The 14,318-nt window shown below is 59.9% G+C and carries 13 protein-coding genes; 7 read left to right on the forward strand and 6 right to left on the reverse strand.

Annotated elements, in window-relative coordinates; translation table 11 throughout:
- Positions 1-234: 234 nt before the first annotated feature.
- Positions 235-807 carry a GntR family transcriptional regulator gene (locus tag ACD590_RS25705; RefSeq protein WP_439003664.1) on the reverse strand — a complete coding sequence of 191 codons (573 nt, stop codon included), beginning with the start codon at positions 805-807 and terminating at the stop codon, positions 235-237.
- 42 nt (positions 808-849) lie between these two features.
- Positions 850-1,173, reverse strand: a complete 324-nt coding sequence (locus ACD590_RS25710; protein ID WP_018516908.1) for a hypothetical protein — start codon at positions 1,171-1,173, stop codon at positions 850-852.
- Between the two features lie 149 nt (positions 1,174-1,322).
- Between ACD590_RS25710 and ACD590_RS25715 the strand changes: the two genes are divergently transcribed.
- On the forward strand, positions 1,323-2,462 hold the full coding sequence (locus tag ACD590_RS25715; protein ID WP_018516909.1) for an ROK family transcriptional regulator: 1,140 nt from the start codon (positions 1,323-1,325) through the stop codon (positions 2,460-2,462).
- Between the two features lie 8 nt (positions 2,463-2,470).
- Here the strand turns inward: ACD590_RS25715 and ACD590_RS25720 are convergent, their stop codons facing one another.
- Positions 2,471-3,517, reverse strand: a complete 1,047-nt coding sequence (locus ACD590_RS25720; RefSeq protein ID WP_018245499.1) for a Gfo/Idh/MocA family protein — start codon at positions 3,515-3,517, stop codon at positions 2,471-2,473.
- A gap of 394 nt (positions 3,518-3,911) precedes the next feature.
- On the opposite strand from ACD590_RS25720, the gene ACD590_RS25725 reads away from it, so the two are divergent.
- The 6 genes from ACD590_RS25725 to ACD590_RS25750 all read left to right on the forward strand — a co-directional run bounded on the left by ACD590_RS25725 (position 3,912) and on the right by ACD590_RS25750 (position 10,410).
- The gene (locus tag ACD590_RS25725) at positions 3,912-5,210 is read left to right on the forward strand and encodes an extracellular solute-binding protein (RefSeq protein WP_026188676.1); all 1,299 of its coding nucleotides are present in this window, start codon (positions 3,912-3,914) and stop codon (positions 5,208-5,210) included.
- Positions 5,211-5,381: 171 nt separating this feature from the next.
- A complete protein-coding gene (locus ACD590_RS25730) occupies positions 5,382-6,311 on the forward strand; it encodes a carbohydrate ABC transporter permease (RefSeq protein ID WP_018245497.1) in 930 nt (309 codons plus the stop codon).
- Positions 6,308-7,150, forward strand: coding sequence for a carbohydrate ABC transporter permease (locus tag ACD590_RS25735; protein ID WP_018245496.1), 843 nt, complete (start codon positions 6,308-6,310; stop codon positions 7,148-7,150). Before ACD590_RS25730 ends, ACD590_RS25735 begins: the two co-directional genes overlap by 4 nt.
- A 34-nt stretch (positions 7,151-7,184) precedes the next feature.
- On the forward strand, positions 7,185-8,423 hold the full coding sequence (locus ACD590_RS25740; protein WP_018245495.1) for an ROK family transcriptional regulator: 1,239 nt from the start codon (positions 7,185-7,187) through the stop codon (positions 8,421-8,423).
- A gap of 48 nt (positions 8,424-8,471) precedes the next feature.
- Positions 8,472-9,326 carry a sugar phosphate isomerase/epimerase family protein gene (locus ACD590_RS25745; RefSeq protein ID WP_018516912.1) on the forward strand — a complete coding sequence of 285 codons (855 nt, stop codon included), beginning with the start codon at positions 8,472-8,474 and terminating at the stop codon, positions 9,324-9,326.
- Positions 9,327-9,348: 22 nt separating this feature from the next.
- Positions 9,349-10,410: an ABC transporter ATP-binding protein gene (locus ACD590_RS25750; RefSeq protein WP_018516913.1), complete on the forward strand. Its 1,062-nt coding sequence runs from the start codon at positions 9,349-9,351 to the stop codon at positions 10,408-10,410.
- A gap of 108 nt (positions 10,411-10,518) precedes the next feature.
- On the opposite strand, the gene ACD590_RS25755 is transcribed toward ACD590_RS25750, so the two are convergent.
- The 3 genes from ACD590_RS25755 to ACD590_RS25765 form a co-directional block, all read right to left on the reverse strand.
- Complete coding sequence (locus ACD590_RS25755; RefSeq protein ID WP_018245492.1) at positions 10,519-12,324, reverse strand: methyl-accepting chemotaxis protein; 1,806 nt, start codon at positions 12,322-12,324, stop codon at positions 10,519-10,521.
- A 10-nt stretch (positions 12,325-12,334) separates the two neighbouring features.
- Entirely contained in the window at positions 12,335-13,321 is a 987-nt protein-coding gene (locus tag ACD590_RS25760) for a cytochrome-c peroxidase (protein ID WP_018245491.1), read from the reverse strand.
- A gap of 373 nt (positions 13,322-13,694) precedes the next feature.
- A complete protein-coding gene (locus tag ACD590_RS25765) occupies positions 13,695-14,168 on the reverse strand; it encodes a ProQ/FINO family protein (RefSeq protein WP_018245490.1) in 474 nt (157 codons plus the stop codon).
- Positions 14,169-14,318 lie beyond the last annotated feature (150 nt).

Raw genomic sequence — 14,318 nt, forward strand, 5'->3', positions numbered from 1 at the left:
CAGCAGCCTGCTGGGCTCAGATGCACGGCATAACCATGCTAATGATCGACGGCCTGCTGTCGGACGAAACGGTTGGACCGGATCCTGTCGCCTCTGCACTCTCCACTTTTCTTGAAGGATTGGCGCGATGAAGGCGTAACGTCAGAAGCATCCTGACCACCTGCAGGTTAGGTTTTTGCATTATATTGTTCGAGAAATCTCCGCCGGGACTGCTCGATGTGATGTTTCGTTGCTTTATATGCCGCCGCAGAATTTCTTCGGGACAAGGCTTTGATAATACCAGCGTGTTCTTTGTTGACGTCCTTGGTCGCGCTTGGCAAGTAAAAACAACCGGAACAAATGCACGTGCGTATGCAGCCTGGTTAGCGCGTCGTGAACCAGTTCGTTTTTGCTGGCCGAAGAGATGAAGTTGTGCAACTGCCCATCGCTCCGTGCGAAGTCGAGGAACTTTCCCCTGAGATCGCGGCTCTCGATCGCCTGCATCGAATGATCGATCGCGTTCAGCGTCTCTATCGCTTCATCGTCGAGGTTTCCCGCCGCGTGTTCCGCTGCATAGGGTTCCAGCAGTAATCGCATGTCGAACAGCTTTTCCACCTGACTAAGATCGAGTTGTCTTGCCGCGCTGTAGCCCACCAAATGGGTTTTCACGACAAGTCCTTGCGCTTCCAATCTCGAGAGCGCCTCCCTTATCGGTGTGTGCGACACGCCGATTTCCTTGACGAGATTGTCGATGAAGATGCGGCTTCCCGGCGGAATGCTTAGCGACTTCAGCTGTGGGTAGAGGTAGTTATAGACCTCATCCGCCAAAGCGGCCGCTTTGCACCGCTATTCGGATTTTCGGCTGCGTTGTTATTTATCATTGAAGCCCCTTGACTGTATTGGCCACTGTCGGGTCTGACACACCATTGTGGGCTTTCTGAAGTCCACCTGCCGAGCCTTTACCGCAACATAAACGATGACGACGAGGAACAGGATCGCGAACAGGCCTTCTCCGACACCGCTCGTAGGTCTGCTCATTTCGATCTGCCCAAGGGCGATAAGTGAGAGGTAGATGAAAGGGAGCGCCATGACGCCAAGGAACGTGAAGAGGCATCTAACGCTCCCTCGCAGTACGAGAATTGGCTGGGCGGCGTTTGGGTCGCGGCCGGCGGCGGGAGAATGTTCATCAGTCATCGGTTGAATTCAACTCTCTACGCAAGTGATTCCGAGCACATCTTAACTGTGTAGAGCCGCGGCCCTTCGTTAAAAGCATCTACTGGAAAATCGTTACGAACACCTGCAAGCGTGATACAGAACCGAATAGTGCTCTAGGAAAGACGGTCATGCGGTATCTTCGATCAGGGCCGCGTCGGCTTCAAGCCCAGGACATGGGCGCCCCGCGCGCCAAAACAGTCGGTCTGAGGTCGGGCGAGATCGCCGACCGGAATATTCGCGTCATTCTGGAAGCCATCCGCCGCCACGGCCCGCTGACCCGGATGGAGCTTGGCCGGCATTGCGGCCTTACCGGCCCCGGCATTACCAATATTCTCCGCCGACTGGCCGAGGAAAAGCTTGTCACCTCCAACCGCCGCAATGGCCTTGGCGGAGGCGCCACCGCTACCGAGTTTGCCTTGCGCCCGGAAGGTGCTTTCTCGATCGGCGTCAAGCTTCGCCAAAGGCGTGGCGAGGCCGTGCTCATCGATCTGAGTGGTCAGGTCCATGACCGGGTCTATATCGAGCTGGACCCCGCAGACAAAGTCGGCCTCGTGCATGCGGCGGTCAGGGATATGGTCGACCGTCATGCCTCATTGCCGATCATCGGCCTTGGCATCGCCGCCAACGACTGGACGCAGGATCAAAGCGATCAGATCGCCGCGATGTCGACGATCGCGCGTCCTTATGTCGAGAACGAGTGTACGGCGAGCCTTCTCGCCGAACGCACGATCGGCAGCTCCGGCAGGGAAGGCGGACTTGCGATGATCATTATCGACGACGACGTTCAGGCCGGCTTTCTCATTCGCGGTATTCCCTATTCCGGCGTGCATGGTCGGGCAGGCAGCATCGGCGAAATGCTGACCGGCCCGGATAATGTCCAGCTAAACACCGTCGTCGGTTTCGAATCCCTGCGATCGCGGATCGGCGACCAGGACTTCACCCGCCTGTTGCAGGGGGAAGAATTCCCCTCGTCGTCACTGTCGCAATGGATACGGGAGGCCGCTGGTCATCTGCTCGACCCGATCATCGCCATGGCTGGATTCCTCGCTCCGAGCGTCGTCATGATCGGGAGCGATTTGCCACAGGGTGTGATCGAAGCGCTGATCCATCAGCTTTCCATCGAGCGGCGCGACACCTCGACGAGGCCCTTGCTGACGCCCTGGATTTCGCCGATGAAACCCGCGAGCTTCAGTGGCGGCGGCGTTGCGCTCGGTGCAGCCCTCCTGCCCTTCCTCAACACTTTGCTGCTGCCGCCTGCTTCGGCCTGATGGCCGGCTCAGCCGAGTGCTTCATCGGCGTGGCTAAGATCGGAAGCCAGCGCCTTGTCCAGGACTTTCTGGATATTGGCCGCCCGCCGGAATGATGGTTCCTGCGTCTTTCCCGCCCGCACGGCCTGGACGAAACGCTGGTAGTTGGTCTCGACCGGATCGAAGGGAACGTCACGCCAGGTCGCCGTGTGCACGTCTTCTCCAAGGCAGGCGCGAAGTGTCGATTTACCGGTATCGTAGATCATCTCGATCGAGCCGGTTTCGCCATAGACCCTGAGGCGCAGCTGATCCATCTGTCCGGCCGCCGTGCGCGTCGCCTGGATCGTCCCGATCGCCCCATTGGTGAAATCGACATTCATCGTAAAGCTGTCATTCGCATCAAGATCATATTCGCCGATCTTGTGGCCCGGCGCCTTGTCGAAGGTCTTCAGCCGCGCGAAGACATGGGCAACGTCAAGCCCTGAACCGTAGGACGCAAAATCGACGATGTGAATTCCGATATCGCCGAGCGCGCCGTTGGATCCATGCTTCTTGCTCAGCCGCCACAGCCATTTGCTTTCGCTCTTCCAGTCGCCCCAATGACGACCGACCAGCCAGCTTTGCAGATGCGACGCCTCGACATGGCGCACTTGCCCGATTTCGCCGGCGAGCACCATCTGCCGGCCTTTCTGGAGAGCCGGCGAGTTGCGATAGGTGAAATTGACCATGCCGACCTTGCCCGATCGCTCGATGGCTTCGGTCATCTCCATGGCCTTGATCGCATCGGTGGCGAGCGGTTTTTCGCAGAAGACGTGCTTGCCGGCTGCGATCGCCTGCAGCGTCGTCGGGTGGTGAATGCGGTCCGGCGTGACGTTTGCCACTGCGTCGAATTCGCCCCAGGCGAGAGCTTCCTCAAGGGTCGTGAAATGGTTGGCGATGCCATGTTCGGTGCAAAAGGCCGCGAGCCTTTCCGGGACGATATCGACGCCGCCCACGACACTGACGCCTTCGATCGCCTTGAACTTGGCGGCATGCTGGTTGGCCATTCCGCCGGTACCGAGAATGAGTAAACGCATCTTATCCTCCCCTAGCGCATCCTATCGGACGCGGGTGTGTCAGAGCTGAGCTCCGGCGTGCAGCCGGGCAAAATCGCACTCCTGCCATCGCGGCCATCCGCGATCGGCTTCTCTCTGTTTCAGGAAAACTGCGGTCGATGCGCCGTGCGCCCGACAGGACGCTCCATCACGTTAATGGCGCGGATCCTTTTCCGAAAATCGATCTCGATTTTCGGAAATTATGCACTAGCTGCTGTTGATTGTCGCCAGCATCTCAACCTCCCAGGTTCTGGCCTCCCAAGCTGTGGCTTGACATCAAATCAAAGTAACTTAATCTAATTAATGCAGCACGGAAATGAGGAGAGGTCAACCGACCGCCAGGCTGTATCCGTTCAAAATGGGGAGGAGACCCATCATGAAGAGCGCCACCATCAGCGTATTTGCGCTGAGCACCATGTTATTTTCAGCATCTACTTCATTTGCCCAGGAACTTGCCACGAAGGACAGGATTGGCCTTGCCGATGCGCCAAAATCCCTCGTCGTCCGTTTGACGAACGACAGTCCCAACAATTCGGATCCGGCGATCGCCGAGGGCTATCAGAAGCTCTTCGTCGATTTCATCAAGAAGCATCCGGACTGGAAATTGCAGATGCAATTCATGTCCTCTGACATCGGTACGGAACAGGCCAAGATGCTGGAGCAGGCCAAGGCCGGCAACGCGCCTGATTGCGCCGCTGTCGACTCCTTCGTCCTCTCGCAGTTCATGGTCAATCACGTGCTTGCGGACTTCACGCCGTATTTTTCGAAGGAGGAAGTGGATGACCTGTTCCCCTTCATCCGCAGCGGCATCACGGATAAGGACCAGACGGTCCGCGCCTGGTGGTGGGATACGGACCTTCGTGTGCTCTACCGCAACAAGTCGATCGTTGCGGATGCGCCGCAGACATGGGACGACCTGAAAAAGGCCGCGCTCGCCTCCACCAAGGAAGGCATGGAAGGCGTTCTCTTCAATGGCGGGCGCTGGGAAGGGACGACGTTCGACTGGCTCGCGAATTATTGGGCGCTCGGCGGCAAGCTCGTCGACGACTCGGGCAAGCCAGTATTCGGCGAAGGCGAGAACAAGGAGAAATTCCTGAAGGCGCTGAATTATTTCAAGGATCTCGTCGATTCCGGCGCCGCGCCCAAGCGCGTCAGCACGATCGCGAATTACGACGATATGAATGCAGCGGCCGCTGCGGCGACGACAGCTCTCTTCATCGGCGGCAACTGGCAATATGCGCAGCTGAAGGCCACGCTCGACGAAGACGAGTTCAACAACTGGACCTTCTCGCCGATTCCCGGTCCCAGTGCCGATCAGCGCTCGACCGGCACCGGCGGCTGGACGATCGCCTCCTTCAGCAAGGACAAGGACAAGGTCGAGATGTGTGCCAACCTCGCCCGCGAGGTCTATATGGGCCCGGCAAACGCGCTGCAGCAGCAGTTGCCGACCAGGAAATCGCTGTTCGACAAATATGAGGTCTTCTCCACCGAAGCCAACAAGACCTTCGCCAAGGCTCTGGTCGACGGACAGGCGCGCCCTGGTGTGCCGATCTATCCCGAAATCTCCAACCAGATCCAGATCATGATGGGCGACGTGCTCTCGGGGACCAAAAAGCCGGAAGACGCCTTGGATGCCGCCTTCAACGCGGCGCTGGAGGCGTACAAGCGTCTCTAGTGCTTCCGACCGTGACGGCGCCTGCCTGCCAGGCGCCGTCGACCTACGGCGCGCGCCTTTTAATACGCGCAAAGGACGCTGTAACACTTTGAACCTACGCATTCTGCTTTCCGAAAGTCGATTCCGATTTTCGGGCCGATGCGCAAGCCAAACCCGGACAGAGAAGCTTTAATGAGCCCCATCGCCATCGAGGCTGTCAGCCCGCCTCAAAGCAGATCGTTCATGCGCCGTTTTGCCGGCGCGCCCCTGCCCTGGATCATGCCCGTGATCATCGTCATCGGCATCTTCTACCTTTATCCCGTCATCGACGTTTTCAGACTTTCATTCACCAACGCCACGCTGATCGGCGACAATCAGGATTATACGCTGGGGTCGATCACCAATGCGTTGAGCTCGCCGCAGCTGCCCGACATTTTATGGGCGACCCTGATCTTTGTCGGCGGCAGTGTCATCGGTCAGCAGATTTTAGGTCTTGCGGTGGCTGTCGTGGTCATCCGCGGTGAAAAGCGCGGCTTGTTCGGCACCACCATCCTCAGAACGACGGCGCTGGTTGCCTGGGTCGTGCCCGGAATTGCCGGCGGCATCATCTGGCAGATGCTCTTTTCCGAAGCGCCTTATGGCGCGCTGAACAGCATTCTGAGGCTGATGCACATGCCGACCGTCGCCTGGCTCTCGGACCCTGCTATTGCGCCGTGGTCCACCCTCATCTCCAACATATGGCGCGGCACCGCATTTTCGATGGTCGTCATGTATGCGGCGCTGAAGTCGATCGATCCCTCGCTCTATGAAGCGGCCGAGGTCGACGGCGCGACGGCATCGCAGCAGTTTTTCTTCGTTACCCTTCCGCAGCTGCGTGCGGCGATCCTGGTCAATATGATCCTCATCACGATCCAGACGGTGAATACCTTCGATGCGATCATCACGCTGACGGGCGGCGGTCCGGGGCGTGCGACCGAGGTCATCTCACTCTACGTCTTCAATATCGTCTTTAGAAACTACGACCTGTCCGGCGGCAGCGTGCTCTCCGTGCTCATGCTGATCATCAGCCTCGGGCTCGCCTTCGTCTATGCGTCGTTCCTGCCGAAGGAGGAAGAGCAATGAGCGGACGGACCGGAACGCGGCTCGGCGATGCCATGAGCTATCTCTTCATGCTGGTGATGTTCGTGTTCTTCGCCGGCCCCCTCACCTATCTCCTGTCGATGGCGATGCGTGACAAGCGCGAGATCTATCGCGGCGCGGCGCGATATATTCCAAACAATCCCACCATCGATAACTTCATCACGGTTTTGAACAACAGCTACTTTCCGATCTATCTCTGGAATGGTCTCAAGCTTGCCGCCCTCAGTGGGCTGGGCGTCCTGATCGTCGCACTGCCAGCGGCTTACGCCTTTTCCCGATTTCAATTCCGGGGCAAGGGCCTGTCGATGATGGGGCTGCTTCTCTTCCAGATGATCTCGCCGCTCGTCATCATGGTGCCGCTCTATCGCTACATGAACCGTCTCGGCCTGCTGGATACGCATTTTGCCGTCGTCATGGTCTACATCGCGCTGGGCGTTCCGCTGGCGACCTGGCTGTTGAAGAGCACGGTCGACGGCATCCCGCGCAGCCTCGACGAAGCGGCCATGATCGACGGCTGCAACAGGTTTTCCGTCTTCTGGCGCATCGTTCTGCCATTGTCGGCGCCGGGCATAGCCTCGGTCTTCATCATCACGGTGATCGCCGGCTGGTCGCAATTTCTGGTGCCGTTTCTGTTGCTCACGAAAAATGATCTGATGCCGATCGGCGTCGGCATCTTTAACTTCCGCGGCATGCAAACCGACTCGTCCATCCAACTGCTTGCCGCCGCCTGCCTGATCGCGGTCGTTCCGGCGATCGTCGCCTTCCTGTCGCTCCAGCGGCTGATCCTCGGTGCGATGACCAGCGGCGCAGTCAAGGGATGAGCGGTCAGTCTATGCGCAAGGAAGGATTTCGAGCATGAACCAGACACTCGGCGCCAGGCTGTCCCCGGATCTGACCGGCGCCAATGTCGAAGATGCTGGCGAGCACAACAGGGCGGTCGTTCTGCGCTGCATTCATCGCCAGGCGCCGATTTCGCGCGCCGAAATCGCCAGGCGGACGGGTTTTACCAAACCGGCAATCGCCCGGATCGTCGATCGCCTGCTGGACGAGGGGCTGATCATGGAAGCCCGCCGGCGGCACGGGTTGCGAGGCCAGCCGGCAATCGAACTCGAAATCAATCCGGATGCCTGTTTTGCCATCGGAATCAACATCGATCGCGACCATCTGACGATCCTGGCCGTCGATGCCGTCGGCAATGTCCGCGCCCGCGTGCATCACGAGAAACGTTTCATCCTGCCGGCGGAATTCCTGCAGCTAACGGCCGATGCGATTTCGCATTTCCAGCGCAGCCGGCTCATTGACGACGCGCGCCTCGCCGGCATCGGTCTAGCGATGCCGGATTGGCTTGGCGAGATTTCGCTCCTCGGCAAGCCCAAGACCTATCAGGAATGGACAGCATTCGATGTGCGCGCAGCATTGGAAAACCTGACGCAGCACCCCGTCTTCATCGAAAACGAAGCCAATGCCGCCGCCCTTGCCGAACTCGACTATGGACTGGGTGCCGAAAGCAGCAGCTTCTTCTACATCGCCATCAATCCATGCCCGGGTGGTGGCCTCGTGCTCGATGGCAACGGTCATCGTGGCGCCATGGGCCTCAGCGGCGAAATCGGCTGGCTTCCGATTGCCGACGGCGGGGACGGGAAGGCCCATAAGGTCCAGCTTCTCGGCGAGATATTCTCGCTGTTCTTCCTCTATGATTTCCTCGCGCAGCACGGCGTCGAGGTGAGTGTTCCGCACGATCTCCTGACGTTGGATGCGCATGGCAGGCGCCTCGTGTCGCAATGGCTGAAGGAAATGAGCGCGCATCTGGCAGTCGCAGTCAAGCATATCGGCATGATCGTCGACCCAGACGCCGTCCTCGTCGGCGGCAGACTGCCGATCCGCATCGTCGACGAATTGCTGCGCTACGTGCACGAGCATCTCGATGCCGAGGACACCAGCCTTCCCTCGCTTCATCGCGCCTCGCTCGGAGAGGATGCCTCGGCCATGGGAGCGGCGGCCATGCCGATGGCAGCAGCCCTGATGCTCGCATCGGCGGACGCTGCTCAACGCACACGTTCGCCGCTCAAGAATATGGACCGCCTGAACAGTTGAAACGGCCAGCAAGGCCCCACGGATTTTGGTGAAGACGGGAGGATTTTGGTGAAGATCGGCTTTTACACCTCGACATTCAACGATCGCCCCCTGGAGGAAGTGGTGGATTTCGCCGCATCGGCAGGTTTCGACGCAATCGAGATCGATGTCGGCGGCCATATCAAGACGCCCGATCGGGTGGAGGCAGCCGTCGCGCTCGCACGCAGCCGCGACCTCTTCGTGTCGTCGATCACCTATTTCGGCAATCAGCTCGATGCTGACCGCGCAAAGCGTGAGGCGCTTCGGGCGAAGACCGCCGAATTTGCCGGCGCGATCGGTGAAGCGGGTGTCCCAATCTTTGTGATCTTCCCAGGCCGGGACGACACTGCAAGCGACGAAGCCAACTATGATGACTTCGCCGATTTCGCCAACGGCCTGATCGCGCAGACGCAGTCCTATGGCCTGACCTTCGCAATCGAGAACTGGCCGGGTCCGAAGGACAATTTCATCGGAACGACGCCGAGAGGGTGGCGGGAGCTTTTTCAAAGAATCAGCGATCCCCGCTTCGGGCTGGAATTCGACCCCTCCCACCTCATTCGCATTGGCGTCGATCCCTACCAGGCGATGGCGACGGTGAAGGATCGCATTGCCATCCTTCACGCCAAGGACACGGCAATCGATCCGGAGAGGCTGCAGGCTGTCGGCTATCACGGCAAGGGCTGGTGGCAATACAAGCTGCCGGGGCTCGGCCAGATCGATTGGCCGAGGTTCCTGCGCCAGGCTCGCGGGGCTGGCTTCGACGGCACGTTGTCGATCGAACATGAGGATGCCGCCTATGGCTGGCCGGGCAAGGACTTAGCCGCTCGCAAAGACGGCGAGCGCCTCGGCCTCGATTATTTGAGAAATGTCCTGAGCGGACTTTGATAGCGATTTCGGGAGGACTGTTATGGCCCATGTTTCGGTCAACAATGCGCGCAAGGATTATGGCGCGTTCAAAGCCATCAAAGGCGTATCGGTCGACATTGGCGACGGCGAGTTCGTCGTTCTGGTCGGCCCCTCTGGCTGCGGCAAATCCACGCTTTTGAGGATGATTGCCGGCCTGGAGGGCATTACCTCGGGGCAGATCCAGATCGGCAAGCATATCGTCAACGAGCTTGCGCCCAAGGATCGGGACATCGCCATGGTGTTCCAGAATTACGCACTCTACCCGCATATGACCGTTGCAAAGAACATGGGCTTTTCGCTGCGGCTGAAACGAATGCCGCGGACGGAGATCGATCAGCGGGTGGGCAACGCCGCGAAGATTCTCGGCCTCGAAAGTCTCCTGGAGAGATATCCGAAGCAGCTTTCTGGCGGCCAGAGACAGCGCGTGGCGATGGGCCGGGCAATCGTCCGCGACCCGGCCGTCTTTCTCTTCGACGAACCCCTGTCGAACCTCGATGCCAAGCTCAGGGTGCAGATGCGCTCGGAGATCAAGGAACTGCATCAACGGCTGCAGACGACGACCATCTATGTCACCCACGATCAGATCGAAGCCATGACCATGGCCGACAAGATCGTCGTCATGAAGGACGGTCTGATCGAGCAGTCGGGTTCTCCGTTGGAATTGTACGATCGTCCGAACAACCTTTTCGTCGCCGGATTCATAGGCTCGCCGGCGATGAATTTCATCAGTGGCCACATGACGGAAGATGGATTTCGAACCGCCGATGGCCTGCTCCTGCCGAGCGAGCGCCGTCCGCCTGAAGCCGTGACCTACGGCATTCGTCCCGAGCATCTCCGGTTGGACCCGGGCGGCATCGAGGTCACAACGGTGGTCGTAGAGCCCACGGGTTCGGAAACGCTGCTCATCGCCCGGTTGGGAACGCAGACGCTCACTTGCGTCTTCAGGGACCGGATCAGGGCAGCCCCCGGCGAGGTGCTGAGGATTGCGCCAATCCACGATGCGGTTCATCTGTTTGCCGGAGACGAGCAGCGGATCACATCAGGCGAAGCTCCGTTGAACTGACCCGGCCGATTGCCCCCTCCCCTTCGGCCGGCGCCAGCCGGGGGCGCGTTTTCCGCGCCCCCGGCCCCGAAACTCTCAGTCCTTCACGGTCGGTTTTCCGCGCTCGGTTCAGGCTGCGTCGCGATACGTTCGGGTGTCGGGCTGTGTCCTGCCCAATTCGAACTGCGTAACCAGTTCGCGCAGGCGCTCGGCCTCGCTGGCGAGCGTGATGCTGGCGGCTGTGGTTTCCTCCACCATCGAAGCGTTCTGCTGGGTCACCTGGTCGAGCTGGCCCATTGCCGAATTGACCTCCGACAGGTTCGTCGCCTGTTCGCGCGCCGAGGCCGCCAGCGCTTCCATGCGCTGATTGATATCGGCAATGAAGCGGCCGATATCGCCAAGCGCTGCGCCGGTGTGGCTGACCAGTTCAACGCCGCTGGCGACGTTGGCGGATGCCCGCCCGATCAGGTCCTTGATCTCTTTGGCGGCTTGGGCCGAGCGTTGCGCAAGTTCGCGCACTTCCTGGGCGACAACGGCGAAACCTTTGCCGGCTTCGCCGGCCCGGGCGGCCTCCACACCGGCATTGAGCGCCAACAAATTGGTCTGGAAGGCAATCTGATCGATGACGCCGATGATGTTGTTGATCTGCTTGGAGGATTCCTGGATCTGATCCATGGCCTCGACTGTCTGGGCCACCACCTTGCCCGAAGCCATGGCGCTGCGGTTGGCGTCGTCGGCGACGCTGCGAGCCTCTTTGGCGATCTCGAAAGCTTCCGTGACCTTGGCGGTAACGGCGTTCAGCGCCGCGGCGGTCTGTTCGAGCGTCGCCGCCTGCCGTTCGGTGCGGCCGGAGAGTTCGTTGGAGCCGTTGCTGATTTCGCGAGTGCCTGAATTGATGATCGAAACGCTTTCGGAAACGGAAAGAAGCGTATCGCCGAGTTGCTTGACGGAGGCGTTGAAATCATGCCTCAGCGGCTCGAATTCCGGCGCGAACGCATCCGCCAGCTTGAAGGCGAGATCGCCCTGGGCGAGCCGCTTCAGGCCGGCGGCAAGGCCTGAGGTGGCGACCGTCAGCCGTTCCGCCGCGCTCAGCTCCGCCTGCTCCTGGTCCGCCAGCCGGTTTGCTTCCGCCAGGCGACGGTTCTCCTCGGCCTCGCTTTCGAGTTGTCCGCGGGCGATGGCATTCTGACGGAAGACTTCCACCGAACCGGCCATCAGGCCGATTTCGTCGCGACGCCCCGCATAGGGGATCACCTTATCCGTCTCACCGGCTGCGAGTTCCTGCATGGATTGGGTGATGCGCTGGATCGGGCGCGACACATGCCGGGCGATGGCGATGAGAATGCCGAGGCCAACGATCGCGGCAATGGCCCCCAATGCCAGTTCGATTTCGATCTTCGATTCCAGCGCGCTGCCGGCGGCAGCGACGCTCTCGGTTGCTATTTTGTCGACGATCGTATTGACGGCGGCAATGCCGGTAAGGATCGCCTGCTGCGAGCGCGCCAGCTTCTCGGCCGTCGGGACTTCGTCCGCCTGCTGCAGCCCGAGACTGATCCTGACGTCCTTTTCCCAGGCATCATGGGCCTGGCGGAGCGACCGGACGCCCTCGGTCAGTGAACCGGCGAGATCGACGCTGCCAAGCTTATCGAGCGACTGCACCAGCGCGCCGTTGCTCTCTTCGAACCCGGCCTTGATCTCGGCCGCCGGGACGAAGTTCGTCATCGACAGCACCCGGTCCACCACGGAAGTGGCTTCCTTGAACTGCTGTTCGATATGGGCCGAGGCTATCTTGGCGTTCACCGCCTCCTGCACCACCGCAGCGACCTGGGTCTGGCCGAGGATCGCCTGGTAGCCGATCAGGAATGCGCTGCCGAAGCCGACGACGATCGTGACCACCATCGGAGCGAGAATCTGCATGCGTATGGAGAGTTTCATTGCCTGCACCTCAGTTCGGCAGCGTCGGCAGGGGGATGTCTTGCTTTTCGGCTGTCAGAGTTCCCAAGAACGCGATCAGATCTTTGTTCTCCTGGTCCGTCAGCAGGAAGGGAGACATCGCCCGATCAAGGGACGGACGGCTGACGCCGCCGCTTTCATAATGGACGATCACCTCGTCCATGCTCTTCAGGCTGCCGTCATGCATATAGGGGCCACGGTAGAGCGTGTTGCGCAGGCCGGGCGTCTTGAAGGCATATTTGTTGTCAGGGCTGCTCGCATCGATCTTGTAGCGGCCGATATCGTCGCTCGGCAAGCCGATGTCATGGAACTTGTTGTCGGTGAAGTTCCAGCCTGTGTGGCAGGAGGAACAGCCGGCGGCGCCGGTGAACAGCTCGAAGCCCCGTTTGGCGCTGTCGGAGACCGCCTTCTCGTCGCCGTCCACCCAGCGGTCGAAGGGCGACCAGTTGGAAACCACTGTCCGCTCATAGGTGGCGATCGCCGTCAGCATCGTCTCCTTGGTGACGCCCTTGTCAGGGAATACCTCGTCGAACCACTTCTTGTAATCAGGTATGCCCTGCATTTCGGTCACGGCGGTGTCGAGCTTGCCGTTCATTTCTGCGGCAGCCGTAATCGGACCTGCCGCTTGCTCCTCCAGGTTCGGCGCGCGGCCATCCCAGAAGAAGGGCGAGACCCAGGCAACATTCAGGACCGTCGGCGCCTGGCGCGCGAGCGCGGTATTGGCCGCGCCGATCGGCGTCGTCACCGGTGTCTCGAAGCCGAAGGAAGGGTTATGACAGCTGGCGCAGGTCATGTTCTTGTTGCCGGAAAGCCGCGGGTCGAAGAACAGCATCTTGCCGAGCGTCGCCAGTTGAGGGGAGTAGGCCGTCACGCCCTCGAAAGGGACTGTCAGCGGCCGCTTATACGCGGAAAGATCGGCGGCCGCGCCAGGCTGGACGACGGCCAATGCGAGTAAGGAGGCTGCAATCAGGAAACGCATCGTTCTAGCAAGTCCGAACTTGGTTCTGGATTATGCTAAAATTAGCGTCATTACGTTAAATCTATGTAAAGCAATCAATACCTGAGTTACACACGAAAGTTTGGGGGCCAACGTGACGCTCGCGGATATTGATCGCCCCGAAAGACAATATCATGCTCCAACTATTGCCCTTCAGAATGACGACCACGGTTCCGGCCTTGCTTGGCGCACTCAGGAACGAGCCGAGCAAATGTCGAGATATGAGGCTTTGAGGAGATCGACCAGCTGGAGCCAGCGAAACGATCTATGCAAACTGGAAAAGTTCTCCGCACCATCACGCGGCAAACTGCAAACGACTTCAAGGTAGCTTGTTTGAGCAAACCTCATCCCCGCTCTAGCTGACGGCGCTTCTCTTGCCGAGGAGGGCTGCGCGGATCTGTTCGCTTTTGCTCAACGAGGGAGGAGGAACCGGTGGTGTCGGCTCTGGCGCGTCTGTCTTACCGGTGGTCTGCTTGACGCTCAGGAAGCGTTTTTGCGCGACCATCCGGTCTTCGGACGACAGTGGTTCGACGGGTTCGCCGTCAAGGCCGTGGCGCATGGAATCGGGCTGGGCGCTGGCAAAATAGTAGCGCCGGCAGTGGACATAGGCAGCGGTCGCCCGCCGCAGCGTCGTGACGCCGGCATCGGGCTTCAGGAGCGGTCGGAGTTCATTGAAAAGGCCGACGGCAAAAGGGAGGACCGGATCTCCCGCCTTGGCCGGAAGGACGCCGACTGGCCGGATCAGCAACGTGCTGATCGCGTTTGCCTTCTCCACGTCGAGCTCGGTTGCCGCAATCGGTCCGCGGCTGATCTTCCAGGGCTTGTCCATGCGTCCTCCATGTAACGTCCATAGCGACCGACTGTGATAGTATCTTGACGGACAGGGTGAGCAACGGAAGTCGCACATCGTCGGTTCCACTGCAAGCCTGCGAACGCAGCGCGGGAGCCCTGTGGCGAAATGCCGTTTCCCAGAGCTAAT

Origin of the sequence: Rhizobium sp. 862_C5_N1_2, from assembly GCF_051811205.1 — a bacterium.
Lineage (GTDB): Bacteria > Pseudomonadota > Alphaproteobacteria > Rhizobiales > Rhizobiaceae > Rhizobium > Rhizobium leguminosarum.

Excerpts from the sequence above, each read along its gene's own strand:
- ACD590_RS25750 (WP_018516913.1), top strand. The coding sequence starts at position 9,349 with ATGGCCCATGTTTCGGTCAACAATGCGCGCAAGGATTATGGCGCGTTC.
- ACD590_RS25730 (WP_018245497.1), top strand. The coding sequence starts at position 5,382 with ATGAGCCCCATCGCCATCGAGGCTGTCAGCCCGCCTCAAAGCAGATCG.
- ACD590_RS25740 (WP_018245495.1), top strand. The coding sequence starts at position 7,185 with ATGAACCAGACACTCGGCGCCAGGCTGTCCCCGGATCTGACCGGCGCC.
- ACD590_RS25715 (WP_018516909.1), top strand. The coding sequence starts at position 1,323 with ATGCGGTATCTTCGATCAGGGCCGCGTCGGCTTCAAGCCCAGGACATG.
- ACD590_RS25735 (WP_018245496.1), top strand. The coding sequence starts at position 6,308 with ATGAGCGGACGGACCGGAACGCGGCTCGGCGATGCCATGAGCTATCTC.
- ACD590_RS25720 (WP_018245499.1), bottom strand. The coding sequence starts at position 3,517 with ATGCGTTTACTCATTCTCGGTACCGGCGGAATGGCCAACCAGCATGCC.
- ACD590_RS25755 (WP_018245492.1), bottom strand. The coding sequence starts at position 12,324 with ATGAAACTCTCCATACGCATGCAGATTCTCGCTCCGATGGTGGTCACG.
- ACD590_RS25760 (WP_018245491.1), bottom strand. The coding sequence starts at position 13,321 with ATGCGTTTCCTGATTGCAGCCTCCTTACTCGCATTGGCCGTCGTCCAG.
- ACD590_RS25710 (WP_018516908.1), bottom strand. The coding sequence starts at position 1,173 with ATGACTGATGAACATTCTCCCGCCGCCGGCCGCGACCCAAACGCCGCC.
- ACD590_RS25765 (WP_018245490.1), bottom strand. The coding sequence starts at position 14,168 with ATGGACAAGCCCTGGAAGATCAGCCGCGGACCGATTGCGGCAACCGAG.
- ACD590_RS25725 (WP_026188676.1), top strand. The coding sequence starts at position 3,912 with ATGAAGAGCGCCACCATCAGCGTATTTGCGCTGAGCACCATGTTATTT.